At 69.7% G+C, this 24,675-nt stretch carries 17 protein-coding genes and 4 pseudogenes; 7 read left to right on the top strand and 14 right to left on the bottom strand.

All coding sequences use genetic code 11. From position 1 onward, the window contains the following. Positions 1–7 precede the first annotated feature (7 nt). The 4 genes and pseudogenes from O7632_RS32290 to nrdR form a co-directional block, all read right to left on the bottom strand. Positions 8–1,192 (bottom strand): annotated as a pseudogene (locus O7632_RS32290) (adenosylcobalamin-dependent ribonucleoside-diphosphate reductase); the annotation flags it as partial. Positions 1,193–1,381: 189 nt separating this feature from the next. Continuing rightward, positions 1,382–2,254, bottom strand: a pseudogene (locus tag O7632_RS32295) (LAGLIDADG family homing endonuclease); the annotation flags it as partial. A 9-nt stretch (positions 2,255–2,263) separates the two neighbouring features. Next, a pseudogene (locus O7632_RS32300) lies at positions 2,264–2,815 on the bottom strand (hypothetical protein); the annotation flags it as partial. Between the two features lie 179 nt (positions 2,816–2,994). Beyond that, positions 2,995–3,537 carry a transcriptional regulator NrdR gene (gene nrdR / locus O7632_RS23595; RefSeq protein ID WP_278117307.1) on the bottom strand — a complete coding sequence of 181 codons (543 nt, stop codon included), beginning with the start codon at positions 3,535–3,537 and terminating at the stop codon, positions 2,995–2,997. 465 nt (positions 3,538–4,002) lie between these two features. On the opposite strand from nrdR, the gene lexA reads away from it, so the two are divergent. Next, positions 4,003–4,806 (top strand): transcriptional repressor LexA, encoded by an 804-nt coding sequence (gene lexA / locus O7632_RS23600; RefSeq protein WP_278117309.1) that lies wholly within the window; start codon positions 4,003–4,005, stop codon positions 4,804–4,806. A 43-nt stretch (positions 4,807–4,849) separates the two neighbouring features. On the opposite strand, the gene O7632_RS23605 is transcribed toward lexA, so the two are convergent. Next, positions 4,850–6,613, bottom strand: coding sequence for a hypothetical protein (locus tag O7632_RS23605; protein WP_278117311.1), 1,764 nt, complete (start codon positions 6,611–6,613; stop codon positions 4,850–4,852). Between the two features lie 71 nt (positions 6,614–6,684). Further along, positions 6,685–8,106: a GTPase HflX gene (gene hflX, locus O7632_RS23610; protein WP_278120319.1), complete on the bottom strand. Its 1,422-nt coding sequence runs from the start codon at positions 8,104–8,106 to the stop codon at positions 6,685–6,687. A gap of 275 nt (positions 8,107–8,381) precedes the next feature. Here hflX and O7632_RS23615 point away from each other — a divergent pair. Continuing rightward, a pseudogene (locus tag O7632_RS23615) lies at positions 8,382–9,815 on the top strand (NAD-dependent malic enzyme); the annotation flags it as partial. Positions 9,816–10,088: 273 nt separating this feature from the next. Here the strand turns inward: O7632_RS23615 and miaA are convergent. Both miaA and O7632_RS23625 read right to left on the bottom strand, forming a co-directional pair. Beyond that, on the bottom strand, positions 10,089–11,051 hold the full coding sequence (miaA, locus tag O7632_RS23620) for a tRNA (adenosine(37)-N6)-dimethylallyltransferase MiaA (protein ID WP_278117313.1): 963 nt from the start codon (positions 11,049–11,051) through the stop codon (positions 10,089–10,091). Next, the gene (locus O7632_RS23625) at positions 11,048–12,016 is read right to left on the bottom strand and encodes a hypothetical protein (protein WP_278117315.1); all 969 of its coding nucleotides are present in this window, start codon (positions 12,014–12,016) and stop codon (positions 11,048–11,050) included. Before O7632_RS23625 ends, miaA begins: the two co-directional genes overlap by 4 nt. A gap of 265 nt (positions 12,017–12,281) precedes the next feature. On the opposite strand from O7632_RS23625, the gene O7632_RS23630 reads away from it, so the two are divergent. Continuing rightward, complete coding sequence (locus O7632_RS23630; protein WP_278117317.1) at positions 12,282–13,490, top strand: DUF349 domain-containing protein; 1,209 nt, start codon at positions 12,282–12,284, stop codon at positions 13,488–13,490. A 135-nt stretch (positions 13,491–13,625) separates the two neighbouring features. On the opposite strand, the gene miaB is transcribed toward O7632_RS23630, so the two are convergent. Together miaB and O7632_RS23640 are read right to left on the bottom strand one after the other, a co-directional pair. After that, a complete protein-coding gene (gene miaB, locus O7632_RS23635) occupies positions 13,626–15,128 on the bottom strand; it encodes a tRNA (N6-isopentenyl adenosine(37)-C2)-methylthiotransferase MiaB (RefSeq protein WP_278117319.1) in 1,503 nt (500 codons plus the stop codon). Positions 15,129–15,171: 43 nt separating this feature from the next. After that, entirely contained in the window at positions 15,172–15,675 is a 504-nt protein-coding gene (locus O7632_RS23640) for a hypothetical protein (protein WP_278117321.1), read from the bottom strand. 140 nt (positions 15,676–15,815) lie between these two features. On the opposite strand from O7632_RS23640, the gene O7632_RS23645 reads away from it, so the two are divergent. From O7632_RS23645 to O7632_RS23660, 4 genes are all read left to right on the top strand, one after another. Continuing rightward, positions 15,816–16,592 carry an amino acid ABC transporter ATP-binding protein gene (locus tag O7632_RS23645; RefSeq protein WP_278117323.1) on the top strand — a complete coding sequence of 259 codons (777 nt, stop codon included), beginning with the start codon at positions 15,816–15,818 and terminating at the stop codon, positions 16,590–16,592. A gap of 115 nt (positions 16,593–16,707) precedes the next feature. After that, the gene (locus tag O7632_RS23650; protein WP_278117324.1) at positions 16,708–17,592 is read left to right on the top strand and encodes a glutamate ABC transporter substrate-binding protein; all 885 of its coding nucleotides are present in this window, start codon (positions 16,708–16,710) and stop codon (positions 17,590–17,592) included. Between the two features lie 113 nt (positions 17,593–17,705). Further along, positions 17,706–18,413, top strand: a complete 708-nt coding sequence (locus tag O7632_RS23655) for an amino acid ABC transporter permease (protein ID WP_278117326.1) — start codon at positions 17,706–17,708, stop codon at positions 18,411–18,413. A 337-nt stretch (positions 18,414–18,750) separates the two neighbouring features. Then, positions 18,751–19,731: an amino acid ABC transporter permease gene (locus O7632_RS23660; protein WP_278117328.1), complete on the top strand. Its 981-nt coding sequence runs from the start codon at positions 18,751–18,753 to the stop codon at positions 19,729–19,731. 28 nt (positions 19,732–19,759) lie between these two features. Here O7632_RS23660 and rny read toward each other — a convergent pair whose 3' ends face one another. The 4 genes from rny to O7632_RS23680 form a co-directional block, all read right to left on the bottom strand. Then, on the bottom strand, positions 19,760–21,541 hold the full coding sequence (gene rny, locus O7632_RS23665) for a ribonuclease Y (protein ID WP_278117330.1): 1,782 nt from the start codon (positions 21,539–21,541) through the stop codon (positions 19,760–19,762). 497 nt (positions 21,542–22,038) lie between these two features. Continuing rightward, entirely contained in the window at positions 22,039–22,767 is a 729-nt protein-coding gene (locus O7632_RS23670; RefSeq protein ID WP_278117332.1) for a regulatory protein RecX, read from the bottom strand. A gap of 145 nt (positions 22,768–22,912) precedes the next feature. Continuing rightward, positions 22,913–23,959 (bottom strand): recombinase RecA, encoded by a 1,047-nt coding sequence (gene recA, locus O7632_RS23675; protein ID WP_278117334.1) that lies wholly within the window; start codon positions 23,957–23,959, stop codon positions 22,913–22,915. A gap of 422 nt (positions 23,960–24,381) precedes the next feature. Beyond that, a complete protein-coding gene (locus O7632_RS23680; RefSeq protein WP_278117336.1) occupies positions 24,382–24,582 on the bottom strand; it encodes a DUF3046 domain-containing protein in 201 nt (66 codons plus the stop codon). Between the last annotated feature and the right edge of the window lie 93 nt (positions 24,583–24,675).

Below are 24,675 nucleotides of genomic sequence, written 5' to 3' on the forward strand. Positions count from 1 at the left end.
CCGGAGTGAGGCAGCCGGTGGGCGCGAGTACTGAGGCTTGGGAATTGCGCCAGCCATACTTTTCGCCAATTTTATTGCCGATTTCCCATTGGCGGGCGGCTTCGCGAGCCAGGGCGGTGGCGGCCGGGCCGGTCGGGCGGATCTGGTCGCTGGCGGCGGCGTGCTTGCGCATCACCCGCTTGTGGCCTTCGGCGTTGCGGGCGTAGCCGTCGTAGGCACCGACGACGCCGGCGAGTTCGGCCGAGCGACGGTACGCGGTACCGGTCATCACCGAGGTGATGGCGGCGGCGTAGGAGCGGCCGGCTTCCGAGTCGTACGGCAGGCCGGAGGCCATCAGCAGCGCGCCGAGGTTGGCGTAGCCGATGCCGAGCTGCCGGAACGCCCGGGTGGTCTCACCGATCTTCTGCGTCGGGAAATCAGCGAAGCAGATGGAGATGTCCATCGCGGTGATAATGAACTCGACGGAACGGACGAACTTCTCGACCTCGAAGCCGCCGTCGGCCCGCAGGAACTTCATCAGATTGAGCGACGCGAGATTGCACGAAGAATTGTCCAAATGGACATATTCACTGCATGGGTTAGATGCGGTGATGCGTCCGCTCTCCGGGCAGGTGTGCCAGTCGTTGATGGTGTCGTCGTACTGCAGACCCGGGTCGGCGCATTCCCAGGCGGCCTGTGCAATGGTGCCGAAGAGCTTCTTGGCGTCGACGGTGTCGATGACCGAGCCGTCGAGCCGGGCCCGCAGGTCGAAGCTGCCACCGTCCTCGTATGCCCGCATGAACTCGTCGGAGACCCGGACCGAGTTGTTGGCGTTCTGGTACTGCACGCTGACGATGTCCGCGCCGCCGAGGTCCATGTCGAACCCGGCGTCGCGCAGCGCCCGGATCTTGTTCTCCTCGCGGGCCTTGGTCTGGACGAACTCCTCGATGTCGGGGTGGTCGACGTCGAGAATGACCATCTTGGCGGCCCGGCGGGTGGCGCCACCGGACTTGATGGTGCCGGCCGAGGCGTCGGCGCCGCGCATGAAGCTGACCGGGCCGGAGGCGGTGCCGCCGCTGGACAGCAGCTCCCTGGAGGAGCGGATCCGGGACAGGTTGACGCCGGAACCGGAGCCGCCCTTGAAGATCAGCCCTTCCTCTTTGTACCAATCGAGGATCGAATCCATCGAGTCGTCGACAGCGAGAATGAAACAGTTGTGCACCCGCAGATTGTCGGAAAGGTACTCACCCGACTCGGTCTGGATGTCGTAGACCTCCATCGCCCCGATCTGCTCGACCCGGTCGATGACAAGACGCTTTGTCAGCTTGGCGGACCGGCCGACCTTCGCGAAACTCTCCTCCAGCTTGTCAGACTTGCGGAAGTCGACGAACCCGATCTCGGCGGCGAACAGGTCCCGGTCGCCGTGGTTCTGGATGCGCAGCGACCAAGTGCCGTGCCGGTTCGGCCGCGGATCCGCCTTGAAACCGACCCGGGCGAAGATCCCGAAGCGCAACAACAGCCGCTGCAGTCCACGGACCAGCGGCTCGCTGATCATGTCGACGCCGACCAGGGTGGAGGCTTCACGGGCCGAGACGTAGCCCTCAGCCTGGAAGATGCTCTTCAGATAGGCCGCGACAACCGGCAGCGGCGCGGTGAACAACGTCGGCGGGACCACCATGTCGGTACCCCGGGCGAGCAGGCCCCACTTGTCGACGAACGGCCGCAGATGCTCCCCGTACAGGCGGGTCCGCCGGCAGTCGAGGGTGACGTCCTGGGTGACGACGCGGCGTTCGCGGCGGTGCGCGCCTGGGAAGACGCGATCGATCGCGGCGACGACCCAGTCGAGTTCGTCGTCGTTGACGGTCATCGCCTCGATGGTCAGTGACCGGTTGGTGCCATAGTCGTACTGACCGACGAAGCCGTCCGACTGCAGCCATCCGGCCAACGCCGCTTCGTAGACGTCGCCGGGACGGAACTCCGCCTCGCCGTCGCTACCCCGACGATGCCATTCGAGGGTGTCGCCGGCGACCAGGGTACCGGCCTCGACGAACCGACCGGTGCCCTCACCGGTCGATTTCCAGACCAGGTGGTCAGCGGTGACGTCCAGGGTGTAGCCGGCCTTGGTGTGCAGCCGCAGCACGTCCTTGGTGCCGTTGGCCTTGACCGCGAGAATCCGGGTGAGGCCGTGGGCGTCGTAGACCTTGGCGCCGATCGCGTTCTCCTCGACCAGCTTGCCGATCGGAACCAGGCCGGCCGGCGTGCTCACCAACGAGTGGTACGGCTGACACGCCGAGACCTGCTGCGGGGAGGCCGTGCCGACGTTGAACCAGACCGGCGAGTTGAAGCTGAACACCTGGTGCAGCAGCATCCAGGTCAGCTCGTGCTCGAAGATCTCGGCGTCGGCCGGCGTGGCGAAGTAGCCGTGCTGCTCGCCGGCGGCCCGGTAGGTCTTCACCACCCGGTCGATCAACTGCTTGAGCGACCACTCCCGCTGCGGGGTGCCCACCGCCCCCCGGAAGTACTTGGTGGTGACGATGTTGGCGGCGTTGACGCTCCACGACTCCGGGAACTCCACGCCACGCTGCTCGAAGTTGATCGAGCCGTCCCGCCAGTTGGTCATCACCACGTCACGGCGCTGCCAGGTCACCTCGTCGTACGGGTGAACACCGTCGGTGGTCCAGACCCGCTCGACGGTGAGCCCAGCCGGGCCGGCTGCCTTGGCCCGCACCCGGCCGTTGGAGCCGGCCTTGCCGTTGGCCTTCGCCGTACCGCTACCGCCGCTACCCGCGCCGCCGCCACTACCGCCTGTCTTCGCGGTCACACCTTCCCCCGCCATCTCATCGCCCCCTCAGGTTCTCGCGCGGCGTTCCGCCACGCGGTCGTTTCCGTCTTCCCGCGGTCGTTTTCCGTGTGTGATGTGTCCGGCTTCTTGGCCTGCCGTACGCGCCAGGGTCCGCGGTCGGCCGGACAGGTCTGCGTGCGTGGGTTTCGGGCCGGCCTGGTGCGCGGGCCCGATCAGCCGGGAGTGGCCCCGGCCGCCGCCGGGGTCGTCGCGTCCGAGGCGGTCGCGGCGTCGCTGGTACCGGTGTCGCTGGCAGCGGTGGACCGGGCCGTGGCGGCGGCCCGCAGCGTCTCGATCTCGCGTTCGAAGTCGTCGAGCGAGTCGAACGACCGGTAGACGCTGGCGAACCGCAGGTAGGCCACCTCGTCCAGCTCGCGGAGTGGTCCGAGGATCGCCAGGCCGACGTCGTGACTGGGGATCTCGGCCGCGCCCTTGGCCCGGACGGTCTCCTCGACCTTCTGGCCCAGCAGCGCGATCGCGTCGTCGTCGACCGGTCGCCCCTGGCAGGCCTTGCGGACGCCGCCCATGATTTTCGCCCGGCTGAAGGGCTCGGTCACGCCGCTGCGCTTGACCACCGCGAGCACCGCCTCTTCGACCGTGGTGAACCGCTTGCCGCATTCCGGACAGGACCGCCGGCGGCGGATCAGCTGGCCGTCGTCGGCTTCGCGGGAGTCGACCACGCGCGAATCGGCGTGTCGGCAGTACGGACAGCGCATGCCGAGATTCCCTTCCGTCAGGGTCGCGCGAGACCGGATCGGCGATCGGCCACAGTCGGTCGGCATCCGGTCCGAGCGCCGACCTTCACGTGGGTACGTGAGGTCGACCCCCTGGAGCGGGGACCCAACCTGTAGGCGACTTACGCCTTTGTAACTACTAGATGTTGGGGTCGACCGTATGCCGCCGGTCGAGCTCGGTCAAGTCGACACCCAGACGTGGCACGTTGGTCACAACCCAGCCGACGCGTCGTCACTGAGCCAACACCGATGCGCGGCCGACGGTTACCGCCGACACCCGACCACCTCGATATTCGAACACACGTACGATAGCGCGGACATCCAGCCGACACGCGCGGCACACCTCGTACAGATGTTTGAAACTGGCGGAATCTCTCGATACCGTCGTGGTCGACACCGATGGTGCGCCGAACCGGGTCGTACCGGGCGGCCAGTGAAAGGACGGACGTGGCGACCGACGACAGGACAGGCGAGCCCCGACAGGCACCCGCCGACAAGAGCACCTTCTCGGCGGCCAACAGCGGCGTGTCGGTGCGGGGACGGGGTCGTGGCGCCAGCCGGTCGGGTGAGTCCCGCCTGCGGGCGGTCACGCCGGTGGTCAGTTCCTTTCCCGAGCCGGTGACCAGTGAGCTGACCACCCGCCAGCGCCGGATTCTGGAGTTCATCCGCAGCTGGGTCAGCCGGCACGGTTATCCGCCGAGCGTGCGGGAGATCGGCGAAGCGGTCGGCCTGGTGTCGCCGTCGAGCGTGGCCTACCAGCTCAAGGAGCTGGAACGGAAAGGTTTCCTGCGCCGGGATCCGAATCGGCCGCGCGCGGTCGACGTACGGCCCCCGAACGACGCCGTCGACGACGAGGCGGCTCGGGCGATGCGTCCCGCTCCGGCGTACGTGCCGATGCTGGGCCGGATCGCCGCCGGTGGCCCGATCCTCGCCGAGCAGGCCGTCGAGGACGTCTTCCCCCTGCCCCGCGAGCTGGTCGGCGAGGGCGAGGTGTTCATGCTCCAGGTCAAGGGTGACTCGATGCTGGACGCGGCGATCTGCGACGGCGACTGGGTGGTGGTACGCCAGCAGCCGACCGCCGATTCGGGGGAGATCGTCGCCGCGATGATCGACGGCGAGGCCACGGTCAAGACCTACCGGCGGCGTGACGGCCACGTCTGGTTGATGCCGCAGAACGCCGCGTTCGACCCGATCCCCGGCGACGAGGCGACGATCATGGGTCGGGTGGTGGCGGTGCTCCGTCGGGTCTGACCCGACTCGCGGCATCAGCCGCCGAGGGCGGGAACCCGGGTCGTCAGCCGCGCCGGTCCCGGCGGTCCGTCTGGTCGGTAGCCGGGCGGCCGTAGACTCCGGCACCGCCGCCGTGCGGGTCGCGCCCGGCGGACGGCCGCTGGCCGCCGTCAGCAGGCGCGTCGTACCGGTCGGCCGGATAACCGGCCGACGGGTAGTCGCCGCCGGCGTCGCCGACCGGTCTGCCGCCGTACACCCCGGCGGTGGGTCTGGCCGTCGCGGGCTTGGCCGCCCCGTACACGGCACCGGAATCGGCCGGGCCGCCGTAGACGCCGTCCTTGCCGCTCGGCGGTGCGGCGGGCGGCGGTGCGGCGGCGGGCGGGGCGCCGTAGACGGCCCCGCTGCCGCCGGCTGCTGGTTTCGCCGCGCCGTACGCCGTGCCGGGGGGCGTGGCGGCACCGTAGACGCCGGCCTTCGGGGCTGCGGCCCGGTAGACACCGGATTTCTTGGTCGGCGGCCCGACCGGGCCCACCGGACGTCCGGCGACGACGGGCGGTCCGGGAGGCAGGGCACCGCTGCCGAGCCTGTCGCTGTCGAAACCGGCGGACGCGGCACCGCTGTCGAAGCCGGCCCGCTCGGCCGCTCGTTCGTCGTCGTCGCTGAGCCGATCGGCGCGCTTCCGGTCAAGGCCACCGCCGGTGGACTGTCCCCGGATGACCCGCCGGGCGCGGACGATGCCGTAGATGCCGACCCCGACCAGGATCGCACCGAGCAGCCCGACCGTGGCGATCAGGTAGTTGATGTCCTGCAGGGTGATCCGGTTGAGGAAGGAGGGTCCGTCGGACGTGTCGCCGCCCGCCGCGTCCTGTGGCGGCACGGCCACCTCGGTGCTGCGCGGGTAGCGCAGGATCTCGACCGGGGTTTCTTCCTCAAGGGTCGCGACGTCGGAGACGGTGACGAACTGGGCACCGTCCGGGGAGTAGGCGATGGCTTCGCCGAAGGCGTCGGTGAGCGGGGTGATCCGGGGTTCTTCGGTGGTCATCACCGTGACCAGGTCACCGTCGGCGGGGACGTCCCATTCGAAGGCGTCGGCGTAGGTGCGGACGGCGAACCTGGTGCCGTCCAGGGAACGCGCCGCTCCGGTGACCGTGAGCCGTCCGGCCGCGGCGAACAGGTTGGGGGTGTCGGTGGTGGGCAGCTCCAGTTCGCCGACCTTCTCCATCGGCACCGGATCGTCGTTGTTGCTGCGCAACTGCTCGACCGGGCGGTAGATCCCGGCCGGGCCGGTCGACTTGGTGATGAGCAGCGGGGTGCCGTCGTTGGCGATGAGCAGCGCTTCCGCGTCGTGGGGCCCGTCCGGGTAGCTGACCCGATGGATTTCGGGCTGGGCGGAGCCGTCCACCGGCATCGACCAGAGCGCGACGCGTTCCCGGCGCTCGTCGTTGGTGGGGTTGTCGCCGATGTCGGCGATCCACAGTGTCTGCCCGTCCGGGGACAGCGCCAGGTCCTCCGGGTCGAGCGGACGGGTCGGATACCGCACGGTGTCGTCGACGTCGCAGGAGGAGTCGAGGTAGAAGATCCGCTCGTTGCGGTCGATGTCGGTGCCGTCGTTGACGACGATGTAGCCGTCGGCGGTGGCGATCAGGCCGGAGAGTTCCCGTAGTCGCTCGTCGGTGATCTCGCAGACCTGCTTGCCGGGCACCGCTCCCGGCTGACCGCCGGGAGCGGGGTCCTGAGCTGGCAGGGCGAGGGCAGGCCCGACCGGGACGCCGACCGCGACCGCGAGGAGTCCGGCGACGATCGGGACCGGAGTCAGGAACCGACGCATCCGACGAGTGTCGCACGCCGCCCTGAGGGCAAATGTTACACAGCGGTCAATCACGTACAGTATTCGCGCTCTTACTTTTCGCTGCTGGCAAAGGGTGCGAGTTCAGCGGCCAGCGCGTCGTCGACGCGGGCGTCGAGCAGGGTGCCCGCCGCCGTGTGCCGGGTGTCGAGCACCTCGCCCCGGTGATGCACCCGGGACACGAGATCACCCCGGTGGTACGGCAGCACCACCCGTACCTGCACCGCTGGGCGGGGCAACCGGGCCTCGATCGCGGCCCGCAGGTCGTCGATCCCCCGCGCCCGCCGGGCCGAGACCAGGACCGCGTCCGGCCAGCGCCGCTTGAGGCGGAGCAACTCCTCCTCGCTCGCCGCGTCGATCTTGTTGATCACCAGCAGTTCGGGTCGGCGATCGGCACCGACGTCGGTGAGCACCTCCCGCACCGCGCGTACCTGCTCCTCGGGGTCGGGATGCGCACCGTCGACCACGTGCACCACCAGATCGGCCTCGGCGACCTCTTCCAGGGTGGAGCGGAACGCCTCGACGATCTGGTGCGGCAGGTGCCGGACGAACCCCACGGTGTCCGACAGTGTGTAGAGCCGACCATCGGCCGTGTGCGCCCGGCGGGTCGTCGGATCGAGCGTGGCGAACAGCGCGTCCTCGACCAGCACCCCGGCACCGGTGAGCCGGTTGAGCAGGCTCGACTTGCCGGCGTTGGTGTAGCCGGCGATGGCCACGGCCGGAACGGCGTTACGGGTGCGGCGGGCGCGCTTGGTCTCCCGTACCGTCCGCATGCCTTTGATCTCCCGCCGCAGGCGGGCGATCCGGGTCCGGATCCGGCGGCGGTCGGTCTCCAGCTTGGTCTCACCCGGGCCGCGCAGGCCGACGCCGCCGCCCGCGCCGCCGCCCCGGCCGCTGCCGCCGCTCTGCCGCGACAGCGTTTCGCCCCAGCCCCGCAGCCGGGGCAGGAGGTATTCGAGTTGGGCCAGCTCGACCTGGGCCTTGCCCTCCTTGCTCTTGGCGTGCTGGGCGAAGATATCCAGGATCAGCGCGGTCCGGTCGACGACCTTGACCTTGACCGCCTGCTCCAGGTTGCGCAGCTGGGACGGGGAGAGCTCGCCGTCGCAGATCACCGTGTCGGCGCCGGTGGCGAGCACCACGTCGCCCAACTCGCCGACCTTGCCCCGGCCGACGTAGGTCGACGGGTCCGGCCGGTCACGGCGTTGGATCAGCCCTTCGAGGACCTGGGAACCGGCGGTCTCGGCGAGCGCGGCCAGCTCGGTCAGCGAGTTTTCGGCATCGGTGACCGATCCGCTCTCCCAGACCCCGACCAGGACCACCCGCTCCAGCCGGAGCTGCCGGTATTCGACCTCGGTGACGTCGCTGAGCTCGGTCGAGAGCCCGGCCACCCGGCGCAGCGCGTGCCGGTCGGCCAGCTCCAGCTCACCGACCGTCTCCGGATCGCCGTCGAGCGCCAGCCGGTCGGCCAGGTCGATCGGATCGTCCAGGTCAGGACCATCGCCGGGTACGCTCGTCAGCCCGTCGTCCGACGCGGCGGTCGATTCAAACGGCGCGGTGGTCGACTCGAGCGGCGCGGCGGCCGACTCGTCGGCGCGAAATGTACGCAAAAGTTGCCTCCTCAGGCTTCGATCGTGACACGCGCGGGCCACGAACGCACCTGAAATTGTGGCGTACCAGCTCAGCGGCGGTGACACGCCGGAGCACCGACCCGGCCCGGCCCATGGCGGGCCACGGCCGGGCACGCGCAAGAATGGTCGTGCGGCCGTCGGGCCGCCCCCACCAACGACGGAGGGAACCCGTGGCGACCACCCGCCTGCCCAGCGCCGGCTTCTCCATCACCATCCGGATCAGCATTCCGGCCGACGCGTCGGCGATCGGCCGGCTGACGACCTGCGTCGGCGAGGCCGGCGCGATCGTCACCGCCCTCGACGTGGTCGATTCCGACCCTGTCAGCGTGGTGGTCGACCTGACCTGCGACACGGCCGACTCCGGACACGCCGACGACGTGGTCAAGGAACTCGAGGCACTGGACGGCGTCGAGGTCCGCAAGGTCTCCGACCGGACGTTCCTGCTGCACCTCGGCGGCAAGATCGAAGTCGCGCCGAAGGTGTCGCTGCGCAACCGTGACGAGCTGTCCCGCGCGTACACGCCCGGGGTGGCCCGGGTCTGTCTGGCCATCGCCGAGAACCCGGCCGACGCCCGCCGGCTCACCATCAAGCGCAACACGGTCGCCGTGGTCACCGACGGGTCGGCCGTACTCGGGTTGGGCAACCTCGGACCGGCCGCCGCGTTGCCGGTGATGGAGGGCAAGGCCGCGCTGTTCAAACGCTTCGGCGACGTCGACGCCTGGCCGGTGGTGCTCGACACCCAGGACCCGGACGAGATCGTGTCCATCGTACGGGCGATCGCGCCCGGCTACGGCGGCATCAACCTGGAGGACATCGCCGCCCCCCGCTGCTTCGAAATCGAGTCCAAACTGCGCGACCTGCTCGACATCCCGGTCTTCCACGACGACCAGCACGGCACCGCGATCTGTGTGCTGGCCGCGCTGACCAACGCGCTGCGGGTGGTCGGCAAGCAGCTCGGCGACGTACGGGTGGTGGTCTCCGGGGCGGGTGCGGCCGGCACCGCCATCATCAAGCTCCTGCTGCGGCAGGGAGTCGGCGACGTCATCGCCTACGACCGGCCGGGGGCGCTGCACCGTGGCCTGTCCGGGCTCAACCCCGCCTGGCAGTGGCTGGCCGACAACACCAACTCGACCGGGTACGCCGGTGACCTGCGCGGCGCGATCCGAGGTGCCGACGTGTTCATCGGGGTCAGTGCGCCCAATCTGCTCACCGGCGACGACATCGCCACCATGGCCCCGAACTCCATCGTGTTCGCCCTGGCCAACCCCGACCCCGAGGTGGACCCGCGCGAGGCCCGCCGGCACGCGGCGGTGGTCGCCACCGGACGCTCGGACCAGCCCAACCAGATCAACAACGTGCTCGCGTTCCCCGGGGTGTTCCGGGGAATGCTCGACGCGCACGCCGAAGCCTTCACCGACGAGATGGCCTTGGCCGCCGCCCGCGCCATCGCCGACGTCGTGGGCGAGGACCGGATCAACCCGACGGTGATCGTGCCGAGCGTGTTCGATCCGCGGGTCGCTCCGGCGGTCGCGGCGGCGGTCCGGGCAGCCGCCCAGGCCGCGACGGCGGCAGCGGCCACGGCAGCCGGAGCGGCGGCCGCGGCGGACTCAGTCGCCGCGCTGTCGGACGGCGCAACGGGTCAGGGCGGCGCAACGGGCCCGGCCGGCGCTTCGGCCGGCGCTTCGGACGGCGCTTCGGGCCCGGCCGGAGGGGCGGCCGGGTCGGCGACCGAGGTGGTCGACGGGCTCCCCGCCACCGTGGTACAGGGCGGACCCGCGTCCATCGAGCAGCATCCCACCGCCGCCACCAACTGACAGACAGCGGCCGGGCTATTGGTGGGTTCGGGCGCTGGTCAGGGCGGCCCGGGCGGCGGCGAGCAGATCGTCGCCGGCCGCGTCCAGCCAGCGCACCCGTCCGTCGCGGCGAAACCAGGAACGTTGCCGGCGGACGAACCGTCGGGTCGCCCGTACCGTGTCGGCCCGCGCCTGCGCGTCGGTGCAGTCACCGTCGATCATCCGGAGCACCTGCTGGTAGCCGAGCGCGCGGCTCGCCGTACGGCCGGCGCGCAGGCCCCGCGCGATCAGGTCGTGGGTCTCCGCGACCAGGCCGGCCGACCACATCCGGTCGACCCGTACGGCAATCCGCTGGTCGAGCTGATCGGTGGCCAGGTCGACGCCGAGTTGTACGGCGTCGTAGTGCGGCACCGGGTCGGGCAACGCGGCGGTGAACGGCCGGCCGGTCAGTTCGATCACCTCCAACGCGCGGACGATACGGCGACCGTTGCCGGGCAGGATGGCGCTGGCGGCCTCGGGGTCCGCCGCCGCCAGCCGGGCATGCAGGACCGCCGGGCCGAGCTCGGCAAGTTCTGCCTCCAGTCGCTCGCGGAGCGCCGGCTCGGTGCCGGGAAAGTCGAACTTCTCCAACACGGCGCGGACGTAGAGGCCGGAGCCGCCGACCAGCAGCGGCAGCCGGCCACGGCGGAAAATGTCGTCGATCGCCGCCCGGGCCAGCCGCTGGTATTCGGCGACGCTGGCCGGCGCGGTCACCGGCCAGATGTCGAGCAGGTGATGCGGTACGCCGGCACGTTCGTCGAGGGTCAGCTTGGCGGTGCCGATGTCCAGCCCCTGGTAGAGCTGCATCGAATCGGCGTTGACCACCTCGGCGTCGAGTTCGTACGCCAGCGCGATGCTCAGCGCCGACTTGCCGGCGGCGGTCGGGCCGATCACCGCCACCACCCGGTCGGGGCGGACCGTCACGGCGGTACGCCGTACCGGCCCGGCGTTGGTGCTCACTGGTTCCGGCTCCACGAAGCGACAAGGTACGCGACGCCGTACGGGGCGGCGTAGTAGGACAGTTCCGTCGTCCAGTCGGTCGTGGCCGGCACGGATTCGCCGACCACGGCGGTGGTGACCCGGCCGGTCTCGTCGGGGCGGGCCGCGGCGGCGAGCACCTGCCATGGTGCCCGCCCGGCGACGCGTACCTGCTCGGCGACCACCGGATCCAGACCGGCGAGTGCGGCCAGGTCGGCACCGGCCAGGGCGGCGGCGACCTGGTCGTCGAACGGTTCGGCGCGCTCGTCGTGGTAGCCGGGTGCGGCGGTCCCCCGACACGCCGAACCGTCGCCCATCACCAGCGCCGCCCATGGTGTCGTCCCGGTCAGCTGGCGTCCCCAGCGTTGGCAGGCAGCGGGTGGCAGATCGGCGGGAACGGCGTTCATCTCGACCCGCGTCGCGGTCGGGTCCACACCGGCCCGAGACAGCAGCCAGGTGGCCACGGTGAGGCTCAACGGTAGTCGTCGCCCGTCGACGGTGTCGTCGTGCGTGGCAGCGTCGTCGTGCGTGGCAGCGTCGTCGTGCGTGGCAGCGTCGTCTGCCGCCGGGCCGAGCCGCACGTCGACTGGCACTCCCCAAGGCCGGAAGCTGGTGCGGACCCGCGCGACACGTCGGTTCGGGACGGGCTCAGCGGCGCGGTCCGGGGCCTTGGCAGTGCCGTTGACGCCAGCCGCGCCGTTCGATCCGTTCGCGCCACCGGTGGGGTCGGTGCCGACGATGGGATCGACGCCGCCAGTCGGGTCGGTGCCGCCGGTGGGGTCAGTGCCGCCGATCACGACGATCCGGCTCGCGCCGCAGTCGAGTAGCCCACGAACGGCGCGGTCGGCCGCGTCGCGCAGCCGCTCCAGTTCGCCGGCGGCCCGGCCGGCGGCTTGCGGCACGATCATCGGCGGATGTGGGCAGAAGGCGACACGCAGCAACGACACGGGCCTACGGTATCTGGCCCCATTGGTCGCTTTCGGCAACCTGGTGATGACGGAACGTCCGACGATTCGGCTATTTCGACGGCGGCACGTAGGTCATCGCCGGACAAGGACACCGTATGGTCACGGTCGGCGACAGGCGCTCGACGCGGGCGGGGTTGGACCTGTGACAATGCCCGGGGGAAACTTACCTGCAACCTAACTGCGCCGTGGCGGCGTTCATCGGGTGACCTCGATCCGGTGGGGCCGGGAGAACGAGGATGGGCACATGAGCGACTGGACGTCCTTCGGACGGGTTGATGCCGACGGCACGGTCTACGTCAAGACGGCCGAGGGAGAACGGGCGGTCGGTTCCTGGCAGGCGGGGGCACCAGAGGAAGGGCTGGCGCACTTCGCCCGGCGCTTCGCCGATCTGGTGACCGAGGTCGATCTGACCGAGGCCCGGCTGCAGTCCGGAGCCGCCGACGCCGCGCACTCGCTCACCACGATCCGCCGGCTTCGGGCGTCGTTGGCCGACGCGCACGTGGTCGGAGATCTCGATTCGCTGGCGGCACGCCTGGACAAGCTCGCGGCGGTGGCCGACGAGAAGTCGGTGGAGGCTCGGGCGGCTCGCGAGGCGGCCCGGGTCGAGGCACTGGCCCGCAAGACCGCGTTGGTCGAAGAGGCCGAGAAGTTGGCCGCGGAGTCGACCGGTTGGAAGACCGCCGGTGACCGGTTCAAGGAAATCCTGGACGAGTGGAAGACGATCCGCGGCGTCGACAAAAAGACCGACGGCGAACTGTGGAAGCGGTTCGCCGCCGCCCGGGACGCCTTCACCCGACGTCGTGGTGCGCACTTCGCCACGTTGGACACTCAGCGCAAGCAGGCGCAGGCGGCCAAGAACGAGCTGGTCGCCGAAGCGGAGGCGTTGGCTGACTCCACGGAGTGGGCGGCCACCGCCAACCGGCTCAAGGAGCTGATGACCGAGTGGAAGGCAGCGCCACGGGCCTCGAAGGAGGCCGAGCAGAAGCTCTGGGAACGCTTCCGGGCCGCCCAGGACGCGTTCTTCACCCGGCGCAGCGAGGTCTTCTCGGCGCGCGACGCCGAGCAGCGGAGCAACCTGGAGCGCAAGCAGGCGCTGCTGACCGAACTCGAGGCGCTCGACGTCGACAGCGACGCACGCCTCGCGCAGGCCAAACTGCGGGAGATCCAGGGCCAGTGGCACGACATCGGCCGAGTGCCCCGGGAGGCGTCCGCCGGGCTGGACCGTCGGCTGCGCGCGGCCGAGGATCGGATACGCGAGGCGATGGACTCGGCGTGGCGGCGGACCGAGCCGTCGGCCAACCCGCTGTTGACCCAGATGCGCGAGCAGGTCGCCGAGGCAGAGCAGCGGCTCGCCCGCGCGCAGGCGGCGGGCGACGCGAAGCGGATCCGGGAGGCGGAGAAGGCCCTGGCCGGTAAGCGCCAGTTCCTGGAACTCGCCGAGAAGGCCGGCTGACGACCGGGCTCGCCCGGTCGCCGGCGACACATGTTCTAGCGACACACCAGGGCCGACCCGTCGGGACGGGTCGGCCCTGGTGTGTCCGGCTCTCGGGCGAACGCGTCGGCTCTCGCCCGTACGCGTCGATCGGGCTCAGCGCTCGCAGGCCGACGCGGCCAGCGGCGGCGTCGGCGGCGCGCCCACGGTCGGCAGACCCAGCAGCACACCACCACCGGTACGGGGAGCCCGGCCGGCCTCGTAGGCGTCGCCGGCCCGGGTCCGCCGGTGGGCGACCGGCTCACCGTCGGCGTTGAGGTGATGCGGGGCGGCGTAGCTGACCACGGTCTCGACGATGTCGCCCGGCCGGATCCGCCCGGCCAGGGAACCCGCGTCGAAGTGCACCAGCCGGCCGTCGCGGGCCCGGCCGGACAGCCGACCGGTCCGGTCGTCCTTGCGGCCCTCGCCGACCGCGACCAGAACCTCGACGGTACGCCCGAGCAGCCGACGGTTCTCCGCCCAGGTGATCTCCTCCAGGCAGGCGACGAGGCGCTCGTAGCGCTCCCGCACCACCGCCTTCGGCACCTGGCCCGGCATGTCGGCCGCCGGAGTACCGGGACGCTTCGAATACTGGAACGTGAAAGCCGACGAGAAACGAGCTGCGCGCACCACGTCCAGGGTCCGCTCGAAATCGGCATCCGTCTCGCCGGGAAAACCGACGATGATGTCGGTGGTGATCGCCGCGTCCGGCATCGCCGCACGCACCTTGTCGATGATGCCCAGATAGCGGTCGGCCCGGTAGGAGCGGCGCATCGCGCGCAGAACGTCGTCGGATCCGGACTGCAACGGCATGTGCAGCGAATGGCAGACGTTCGGCGTCTCGGCCATCGCGGCGATCACGTCGTCGGTGAAATCCTTCGGGTGCGGGCTGGTGAACCGGACCCGCTCCAGTCCGTCGACCGTACCGCAGGCGCGCAGCAGCTTGCCGAACGCGAACCGGTCACCGAACTCGACACCGTACGAATTGACGTTCTGGCCGAGCAGGGTCACCTCCAGCACGCCCTCGTCGACCAGTGCCCGTACCTCGGCCAGGACGTCGCCCGGCCGGCGGTCCTTCTCCCGGCCGCGCAGCGACGGCACGATACAGAAGGTGCAGGTGTTGTTGCAGCCGACCGAGATCGACACCCAGCCGGCGTAGGTCGATTCCCGGCGGGCCGGCAGCGTGGACGGGAAGACGTCCAACGACTCCAGGATCTCCACCTCGGCTGCCGCATTGTGCCGGGCCCGGTCGAGCAGCACCGGCAACGAACCGATGTTGTGCGTGCCGAAGACGACGTCGACCCAGGGTGCCCGTTTGACGATTTCGCCACGGTCCTTCTGGGCCAGGCAACCGCCGACCGCGATCTGCATGCCCGGCTGCCGTTCCTTGACCGGACGCAGATGGCCGAGGTTGCCGTACAGCCGGTTGTCGGCGTTCTCGCGTACGGCGCAGGTGTTGAAGACGACGACGTCCGGATCGTCGGACTCCCCCGCCCGGACGTAACCGGCCGCTTCCAACAGGCCGGAGATCCGTTCGGAGTCGTGCACGTTCATCTGGCAGCCGTAGGTGCGCACCTGATAGGTACGCGAGTGGCGGGGGTGTGCTGCGCTGGTAGTCATGACACGAGACAGCGTAACCGGCCGGCCGCGCGCGCCGTCAGGGTCAGGCGACCGCACGGGTCGGCCACACCGAGTCCGGCGGCCAGCGCGACGCGGCGCAGCGCGGATCGTGCCGGCAGGAGGGCTCGCCACGGCCACACAGCCGCAGGTTGGTACGGCGCTCGCCGTAGTCGGTGGGTTCGAGGTCCACATGCGCCGGGCGCACCGTGTTATCCGGGGACACCAGCAGATGGCGGCCGGGGTCGAGGGTGTCGTCCGGCATCAGGCACCGGCGCCGTACCCGGTGGGCGAACGCCGCCAGCACCTGGATCTCCGCCGGCTCGACCGGGGCAGCGTAGCAGTCGACCGTGACCGGGAAGTCGCCCGTACCCTGCCAGACGTCGCAGAGCACCACGCCTTCGGAGAACAGTTCTCCGGCGAGTGCGCCGCCGAGGGTCGACACCGGCCGGTCGAGGATCGCCGCGAGCGTCGCTCGGATCCGCCCGGCGGCGAGTGGTCCGTCGATGGACCAGTTCCACATCGCGGAGCGGACCGAAGCAATCGCCATACGATCATGTTGACGCGGCGTTCGTCCCGATGCGGCCTGTGTTATCGCTCCGTGACCATTCGAGTTGCGTTCTGACACACAGCCCCGCCTAAAGTGGCGGGACAGACGCGAGATGACCTCGACCAATCACTGCTGCAGGGATGGTGCATGGACAGGGACGGTGCGTGCCGGTGACAACGAGTCAACCTCTGATCATGCTCAGTGGGGTTAACAAGTGGTTCGGCCCGCTGCACGTACTCGACGATGTCGACCTCTCGGTCGAACGCGGCGAAGTGGTGGTGGTGATCGGGCCGTCCGGCTCCGGAAAGTCCACCCTGTGCCGCGCGATCAACCGTCTGGAACCGATCGACTCCGGCACGATCACCTTCGACGGACGGCCGTTGCCGGCCGAGGGTCGGGCCCTCGCCCGCCTGCGCAGCGAGGTCGGGATGGTCTTCCAGTCGTTCAACCTCTTCGCCCACAAGACGATCCTGGAGAACGTGACGCTGGGGCCACGCAAGGTCCGCAAGGAGAAGGCGTCGGAGGTCCGGGACCGCGCGATGCAGCTGCTCGACCGGGTCGGCATCGCCAACCAGGCCGGCAAGTTCCCGGCCCAGCTCTCCGGCGGCCAGCAGCAGCGGGCGGCGATCGCCCGGGCCCTGGCGATGCAGCCCAAGGCGATGCTGTTCGACGAGCCGACCAGCGCGCTCGACCCGGAGATGGTCGGCGAGGTGTTGGACGTGATGACCTCGCTGGCCCGGGAGGGGATGACCATGGTCGTCGTCACCCACGAGATGGGCTTCGCCCGGCACGCCGCCAACCGGGTCATCTTCATGGCGGACGGGCAGCTGGTCGAGGACGCCCCACCGGCGGAGTTCTTCGCCAACCCGCGCAGCGACCGGGCCAAGGACTTCCTGTCCAAGATCCTCACCCACTGACATCGCCCACACTTCAGAGCCTCAGGTCACTGAATCCCCCGTACTCGACAGCTCATCCATCGTGGAGCCAGCCGCGATCCGGCCGGCTTCCCAACCCGAAGGAGATCACGAAACGATGCGCATCTCACGCGTGGCGGCGGTAGCCGCGGCGGCCACCTTGGCGTTGTCCATGACGGCCTGTGGTGACAACGCGGAAACCGGCGGTGAGAACCCCGACGTGGCGACCCCGAGCTTCGAGGCCGGCACCACGATGGCCGAGCTCAACGAGGCCCAGAAGATCGTCGTCGGCACGAAGTTCGACCAGCCCGGTTTCGGCAAGCAGGGGCTCGACGGCAAGCCGGTGGGCTTCGACGTCGAGATCGCCAAGCTGATCGCGGCCGAGCTGGGCATCCCGGCCGAGAACATCGAATACATCGAGACCCCCTCGGCGGTCCGCGAAGAGGTGATCGAGCAGGACAAGGTCGACATCGTGGTGGCCACCTACACGATCAACGACAAGCGCAAGGAGCGGATCGACTTCGCCGGGCCGTACTACGTCGCCGGACAGCACATCATGGTCCGCGCCGACGACGACTCGATCACCGGTCCGGAGTCGTTCGAGGCCGGCGACAAGAAGGTTTGCACCGCCCAGGGCACCACGCCGGCGGAGAACATCGCCCAGTATTTGGCGAACCCCGGCGAGCAGCTGGTGCTGTTCGACGTCTACCAGCGCTGCGTCGACGCGCTGCGCGGCGGCCAGGTCGACGCCGTCACCACCGACAACGTCATCCTGCTCGGCTTCATCGCCGACAACGGGGACGAGTTCAAGCTCGCTGGCGAGCAGTTCACCGAGGAGCCGTACGGCATCGGCCTGAAGAAGGGCGACGACGCCTTCCGGGACTTCATCAACGACACGTTGGAGAAGATCTACGAGGACGGCTCCTACGCCGCCGCGTGGGAATCCACCGCCGGCGAGTTCGACGACAACACGCCCGAAGGCCCGGCGGTCAACCGCTACTGACCGTCCCGGCCGTACCTGAACGTCGTGTGGCCGGTCCGGGTCGTCCGCGACCCGGACCGGCACCTGAACTCCCGGCTGCTCGTCCGGGCGGGTGAAGCGGAGAGAGGTCCCGTGTGAGAGTCCTCGTCGACTACTTCGACGTCTTCGTCGGAGGCTTCTGGCTCACCCTGCAGCTCTGCGTCCTCGCCGCGACCGGTGCCCTGCTGATCGGCACGTTCGTCGCGGTTCTGCGGATCTCGCCGGTGCCGCCGCTACGCTGGCTCGGCTCGGCCTACGTCACGATCTTCCGCAACGTCCCGCTGACCATCGTGATGTTCTTCTCCGCGTTCGGGCTGCCGGCGCTCGGTTCGAACGCCGACTTCCTGCGCATCCCGGGACTGTCGATCATCTTCTCCCGGCTCGGGATCGACCTGCCGTACTTCCGGTTCGCGGTCCTCGCCCTCAGCGTCTACACCGGAGCGTTCGTCTGCGAGGCGATCCGCAGCGGGATCAACGCCGTGCCGCCGGGGCAGGCCGAAGCGGCCCGCGCGATCGGGTTGACCTTCACCCAGAATCTGCGGCACGTCGTTCTGCCGCAGGCATGGAAGGCCGCGATCGTCCCGTTGGGCAGCGTGATCATCGCGATGATCAAGAACTCGGCGCTGGCCGGCTTCTTCGGCGTGGTGGGTGACCTGTCCAACTCGGCGCAGAGCCTGACCAGTTCCGGCGGTGAGCCGATCATCCCGGTGTTCATCGGCATCTCGATCGGCTTCCTGATCATGACGGTGCCGCTGGGCGTCCTGCTCGACCGGATCGAGAGCCGCCGGGCGGTGGCCAGGTGATGGCATGTGAGCTTGCGAGCCCCGCAGCCGCGAACGAAGAGGTGACACCCGTGAGCGCGAGGAGTGAGCTTGCGAGCCCCGCAGCCGCGAACGAAGAGGTGACACCCGTGAGCGCGAGGAGTGAGCTTGCGAGCCCCGCAGCCGCGAACGAAGAGGTGACACCCGTGAGCGCGAGGAGTGAGCTTGCGAGCCCCGCAGCCGCGAACGAAGAGGTGACACCCGTGAGCGCGAGGAGTGAGCTTGCGAGCCCCGCAGCCGCGAACGAAGAGGTGACACCCGTGAGCGCGAGGAGTGAGCTTGCGAGCCCCGCAGCCGCGAACGAAGAGGTAGTCGACCAATGAGTCAGCAGAGCGTGTTGTACGACGCGCCCGGCCCCCGGGCTCGCCTGGTGACCCTGATCGCCAGCGTGCTGTCCGCGATCGCCGCCGCGATCGGGGTGTACTTCCTCGTCTACCGGCCGCTCGCCGCCCGGGACCAGTTCACGATGGAGAAGTGGGGTCCGCTGATCGACCCCGGCAACGAGGTCTTCCACTTGGTGTGGGCGCGACTCGGCGAGGGCTTCCGGGCCACGTTGATCGCCGCCGGCCTGGCGATCGTGTCGTCCTTGGTGCTCGGCACGGCGCTGGCGGTCGTGCGGATCCAGCTCAAGGCGCTGATGCGTCGCCGGTTCACCAACCTGGCCACGCCAGCGGCGATGGCGCTGCGGGTCGGCAGTTGGACGCTCAACGCGGTCAGCCGCTTCTGCGTCGAGGTGTTCCGCGGGTTGCCGGTGGTCATCACGATCTTCTTCGTGGCTCGCGGGCTGCCCGAGTTCGGCATCGATCTGGGTACCGCGCTGTGGTACCTGGTCATCGGGCTCACGATCTACAACATGGTCGTCATCGGCGAGATCCTGCGGTCCGGGATGGAGGGACTGCCGTCCGGGCAGCGGGAAGCCGCCGCCGCGATCGGCCTGTCGTCGTTCCAGACCACCCGGATGATCCTGCTCCCCCAGGCCTTCCGGATCATGCTGCCGTCGCTGATCAGCCAGCTGATCGTCGTGCTGAAGGACACCTCGCTCGGCTTCATCATCAGCTACCAGGAGACCCTGCGGATCAGCACGTTCCTCATCCAGAACCTGGACAACCCGATCCAGGTGTACGCCGTCGTCGGCGCGATCTTCATCGCGATCAACTACACCTTGTCGAAGGTGGCGGAGCTGGTGCAACGGACGCTGGCGCGCGGTCGGCGCACCGCCGACGCGACGGCGCCGACCCCGCCGCCGTCCACCCTGGCCGCCCAGCAGCCAGGAGCCGGCTCGACCCCGGGCGCCGCCTGACTCTCCGTCCGGCCCGCGCTTGTCGGGTTCAACGGGCGATCTCGGTGACCCGGGACTCGCGGACGACCGTCACCCGGATCTGGCCGGGATAGGTGAGTTCTTCCTCGATCTGCTTGGCCACGTCCCGAGCCAGCACCGCCGCGCCGATGTCGTCGACGTCGTCAGGCTTGACCATGACCCGGATCTCCCGACCGGCCTGCATGGCGAAGACCTTCTCGACCCCGAGCTTGCCGGCGGCGATCTCCTCGATGCGTTCGAGCCGCTTGACGTACGCCTCCAGGCTTTCCCGGCGGGCCCCCGGCCGACCGCCGGAGCAGGCGTCGGAGGCCTGGGTCAACACCGCTTCGACGGTCTGCGGCGCGACCTCGTTGTGGTGGGCTTCGATCGCGTGCACCACGTCTTCGGATTCGCCATACTTGCGGGCGACGTCGGCGCCGATCAGCGCGTGGCTGCCCTCCACCTCGTGGGTGAGTGCCTTGCCGATGTCGTGCAGGAACGCGCACCGCTTGATCAGCGGCACGTCGAGGCGCAGTTCGGCGGCCATCACGCCGGCGATGTGCGCGGTCTCGACCAGGTGTTTGAGCACGTTCTGCCCGTACGAGGTCCGGTAGCGCAGCCGGCCGAGGAGGGTGGTCAGCTCCGGGTGGATCTCGGTGATCCCGACGTCGACGAGAGCGTCCTCGGCCGCGCGCTGGCACAGCTGCTCGACCTCTTGTTTGGCGGTTTCGAACACCTCTTCGATCCGGTGCGGGTGGATCCGACCGTCGAGGACCAGCTTCTCCAGGGTCAGCCGGCCGATCTCCCGGCGTACCGGGTCGAAGCAGGACAGCAGCACCGCCTCGGGGGTGTCGTCGATGATCAGGTTCACCCCGGTGACCGATTCGAAGGCCCGGATGTTACGGCCTTCGCGGCCGATGATCCGGCCCTTCATCTCGTCGCCGGGCAGGTGCAGGACACTGACCACGCTCTCGGCGGTCTGCTCGCTGGCCACCCGTTGGATGGCGTCGACCACGATGTGCCGGGCCCGCTGGTCGGCGGTGTTGCGGGCGTCGGCCTCGATGTCCCGGACGAGGATCGCCGCTTCCCGCTTGGCCTGGCCCTCGATCGCCTCGACGAGTTCGCCACGGGCCGCTTCGGCGGTCAGACCGGCCACCCGTTCCAGTTCGCGGAGCCAGCGGTCCTCCGCCTCGACCAGGTCGGCTTCCCGGGCAGCCAGTGCCGCTTTGCGTTCGGCGAGTTCGGCGGCGGTCGCGCTCAGGCGACGGTCGCGCTCGGCGACCCGGTCGGCCTCTTCGGCGTGTTGGCGTTCCCGCTCGTCCATCCGCTGGCCGCGTCGGTCGAGTTCGACGGACTGTTCCTTGACGGTACGGGAGAGCATGGCGATCTCCCGTTCACCGCTGCGCCGGGCTGCCGCCCGTACCTGCTCGGCTTCGGCCTCGGCCTGGCGGTGTGCGCGTTCCAGGATGGTGTCGGCTTCGGCGCGGGCCGCGTCGAGTACCCGGCGGGCCTCCGCGCGGGCCGCGCTGGCCTCGGCCTTGGCCGCCGCCGCGTCGGTACGGGCGGCAGCGGCGGCGGCTTTGGCCTGCTCGACGGCGGACGAGGCCTCGTCGGCCGCGGTGCGCAACGCGGCCAGGGACTGTTCCTGACGGTCGCGGGCGGCGACGAAGGCGGGGTCCTCCTCGGTGGGCACCGGTGTGGACGCGGGAACGGTGAGCTGCCGTAACGTGCGGGCGCCGAACACGAGTCCGGCCAGTACGGCCGCTGCGAGGACCACGATCGCGGCGAGCAGTCCCCATTCCAGGCCAGTCATGCCGACACCCGGGGCGTACCCAGCCCACCGTGTCCCGCCGACTTCCTGCGCTGCGCCACGACCGCCTCCAGTCCGCCGTCGACCGTCCGGAGGCCCGTCGCTCCGGTCCGGTCGCGGCTGTTGGAACACCCGACCGTGGCAGCTGACCATTGATCAGACAGCACCGACTCGGTGCTGCGCGCCCAACGCCCGGTAAGGCCGCCGGAGGTGCCGTCGTGACCGGACCGGCCTGTCCGGTAACGACGTATCTGACTACTGAGCTGCTGCGAAGTGATGCCGTACTGTTATGCGATCTATGTTGTGCGGTTAGCCTGCGACGGATCGGTTGTTCGTCTGTAACGCGAGGCTAGGTCGCGAGGGGCCATTCGGTCAAGAACTCATGATCGAGCGACTAGCCCAACGTAGGGCAGCTGAACGCTCACAGGCAGCTTACTTCGCTCAGGATGTCCAGGGATGAGTCGGAAAAATGGCACACCAGGCGGACGACTGTCGTCCCGTCAGGTGGACCAGTCGGTTCCAACATCCGGGTCCGGCGCGGCATCGATCATCGCGTCGGCGTCCACCGAGGCGGTGAAATCGGCCGCCTCGGCGCTCTGGGCGGCGAGCGCCGCCCGTACCACCGGCACCGCGACGCCGGCGGAGTAGCCCTTGCGGGCCAACATCCCGACCAGCCGGCGGAAGACCGCGACCGGCGGCCCGTGGATGGTCCGAAGCTTGCGGTCGACCAGCTCACGTGCGGTGGATTGTTCGGTGGCCTCGTCGAGCCCGTCCAGGGCCTCGCGGGCGGTCTCCGGGTCGACCCCCCGTTGTCGCAGTTCGACGGCGAGGCTACGGCGGGCGAGACCACGTCCGTGATGACGGCTGGTCACCCAGGCGCTGGCGAACGCGGCGTCGTCGATCATCCCGACCTCGTCGTAGCGCTGAAGGACCGACTGCGCGACGTCGTCGGAGATGCCCCGCCGCCGCAGGACGGTAGCGAGCTCGGCGCGGGTGCGGGGGCGGGCCGCGAGCTGCCGCAGGCAGATGTCACGAGCCCGCTGCGCCTCGTCGACCGGTGGCGACTCGCGGGCCGGCACCGGGGTCGCTCGCCCGTCGGTCGATCCGCCGTTGGGCGCGCCGGCCGGGCCGCCCGCCGACGCGCTGTCGTCCGTGCGAGTGGCGCGCGGGCGGGGCGGTGCAGCGTCCCAGCCCCGCCCGGTCCGCGCGCCGCGCCGCCGTCCGGCCACGTGATCGTCCCCCTGCGTGTGTCGTCTCGCCTCGTCACCTGGGTCGCCCGGGCGACGCCAATGGCGCGGGTGATCAGCCGCACCGCTTCGCCGCCGCCATCGTCGGCACCCGGGCGAACAGTTCGCCGGGCCCGCCGACGTGCGGCTAGAAGTCGACCGGCGGCAGCTCGGGACCACCGGCCTCGTCCGCGCCGTATGCCCCGACTCCGAGCTTCTCCAGGATCTTCTTCTCGATCTCGGCGGCGACGTCCGGATTTTCCCGGAGGAACTCGCGAGCCTTCTCCTTACCCTGACCGAGCTGGTCACCGTCGTAGGTGTACCAGGCACCGGACTTACGGATGATCGACTGTTCGACGCCGACGTCGATCAGCGAGCCCTCCCGGGAGATGCCCTTGCCGTACATGATGTCGAACTCGGCCTGCTTGAACGGCGCGGAGACCTTGTTCTTGACGACCTTGACCCTGGTCCGGTTGCCGACGACGTCGGTGCCGTCCTTGAGGCTCTCGATCCGTCGGACGTCGAGCCGCACCGAGGCGTAGAACTTCAACGCCCGGCCACCGGTGGTGGTCTCCGGCGAGCCGAACATCACACCGATCTTCTCGCGGAGCTGGTTGATGAAGATCGCCGTGGTGCCGGTGCTGCTCAGCACACCGGTGATCTTCCGAAGCGCCTGGCTCATCAGCCGGGCCTGCAGACCGACGTGGCTGTCGCCCATCTCGCCCTCGATCTCGGCCCGCGGCACCAGGGCGGCGACCGAGTCGATGACGACGATGTCCAGCGCGCCGGACCGGATCAGCATGTCGGCGATCTCCAGAGCCTGCTCACCGGTGTCCGGCTGGGAGACCAGCATGGCGTCGGTGTCCACCCCGAGCGCCTTGGCGTAGTCGGGGTCGAGCGCGTGCTCGGCGTCGATGAAGGCCGCGATGCCACCGGCCCGCTGGGCGTTGGCCACCGCGTGCAACGCCACCGTGGTCTTACCGCTGCTCTCCGGACCGTAGATCTCGACCACCCGGCCCCGGGGCAGCCCACCCACTCCGAGAGCCACGTCGAGCGCGATCGACCCGGTGGGAATCACCGCGGTCTGGATGACCGGCCGCTCGCCCAGCCGCATCACCGAGCCCTTGCCGAACTGTTTGTCGATCTGAGCCAGCGCCAGATCGAGCGCCTTTTCCTTGTCAGGCACTGCCGCCATTGCTGCCACCCCTACGTTCGCCGACTTCCCTGGCGTCTTGGCTGAGCTTCTCGTCACGCGGAACACGCTAGGCGCTGGGTCCGACAGAAAACAGCCGACTGGCCGCAGCCTGTGGACGAGCTCCACGCTGTGGACAATAGCCGAACAGGTGTACGACTGGGGGGATCGACACGCCAGGAAGTATCTCAGCTGCCCAGGGCGGCCAAATCAGCAGCTCAGCGCAGCCAGGCTCACACGGTGGGCAACAGCCGACGACCAAAAGTCGCCATGCCGACACCGAGCGTCGACGACGTACGGGAATCGCGATTCGGACGAACACCGCCGGCATTTACTCGCCGAACCGCAGCACCGTCACATAAGGCAATCGATCCGTCACCGAACTTGCCGATCGAGGCCTGGCGGGATGGCAGCAGCACCGGTCGTCAGCGCAATCGGGACGGCACCCGATCGGGGTAGGCGGCACAGATCGCGCGCCACACCACCACCGTCTCCTCACCGGCCGACAGCGCCTGGGTGACGGTCCGCCCACCCAACTCGGCCAACACCTGATCAGCGGCGATGCTGTGGGCGTACGCCGTACCGAAAACCTCTTCCAGACGGGTCCAGAAGTCCGTCAACCGCATCCTGCTCCGTCGCTCTCTCTCAGTGTGCTTCGCCGGCATCCGACCGACCGGCTCCCACCGACTCCCACCGGATCCCTCTGACTCCCACCGGCT

This window comes from Solwaraspora sp. WMMD406 (assembly GCF_029626025.1).
Lineage (GTDB): Bacteria > Actinomycetota > Actinomycetes > Mycobacteriales > Micromonosporaceae > Micromonospora_E.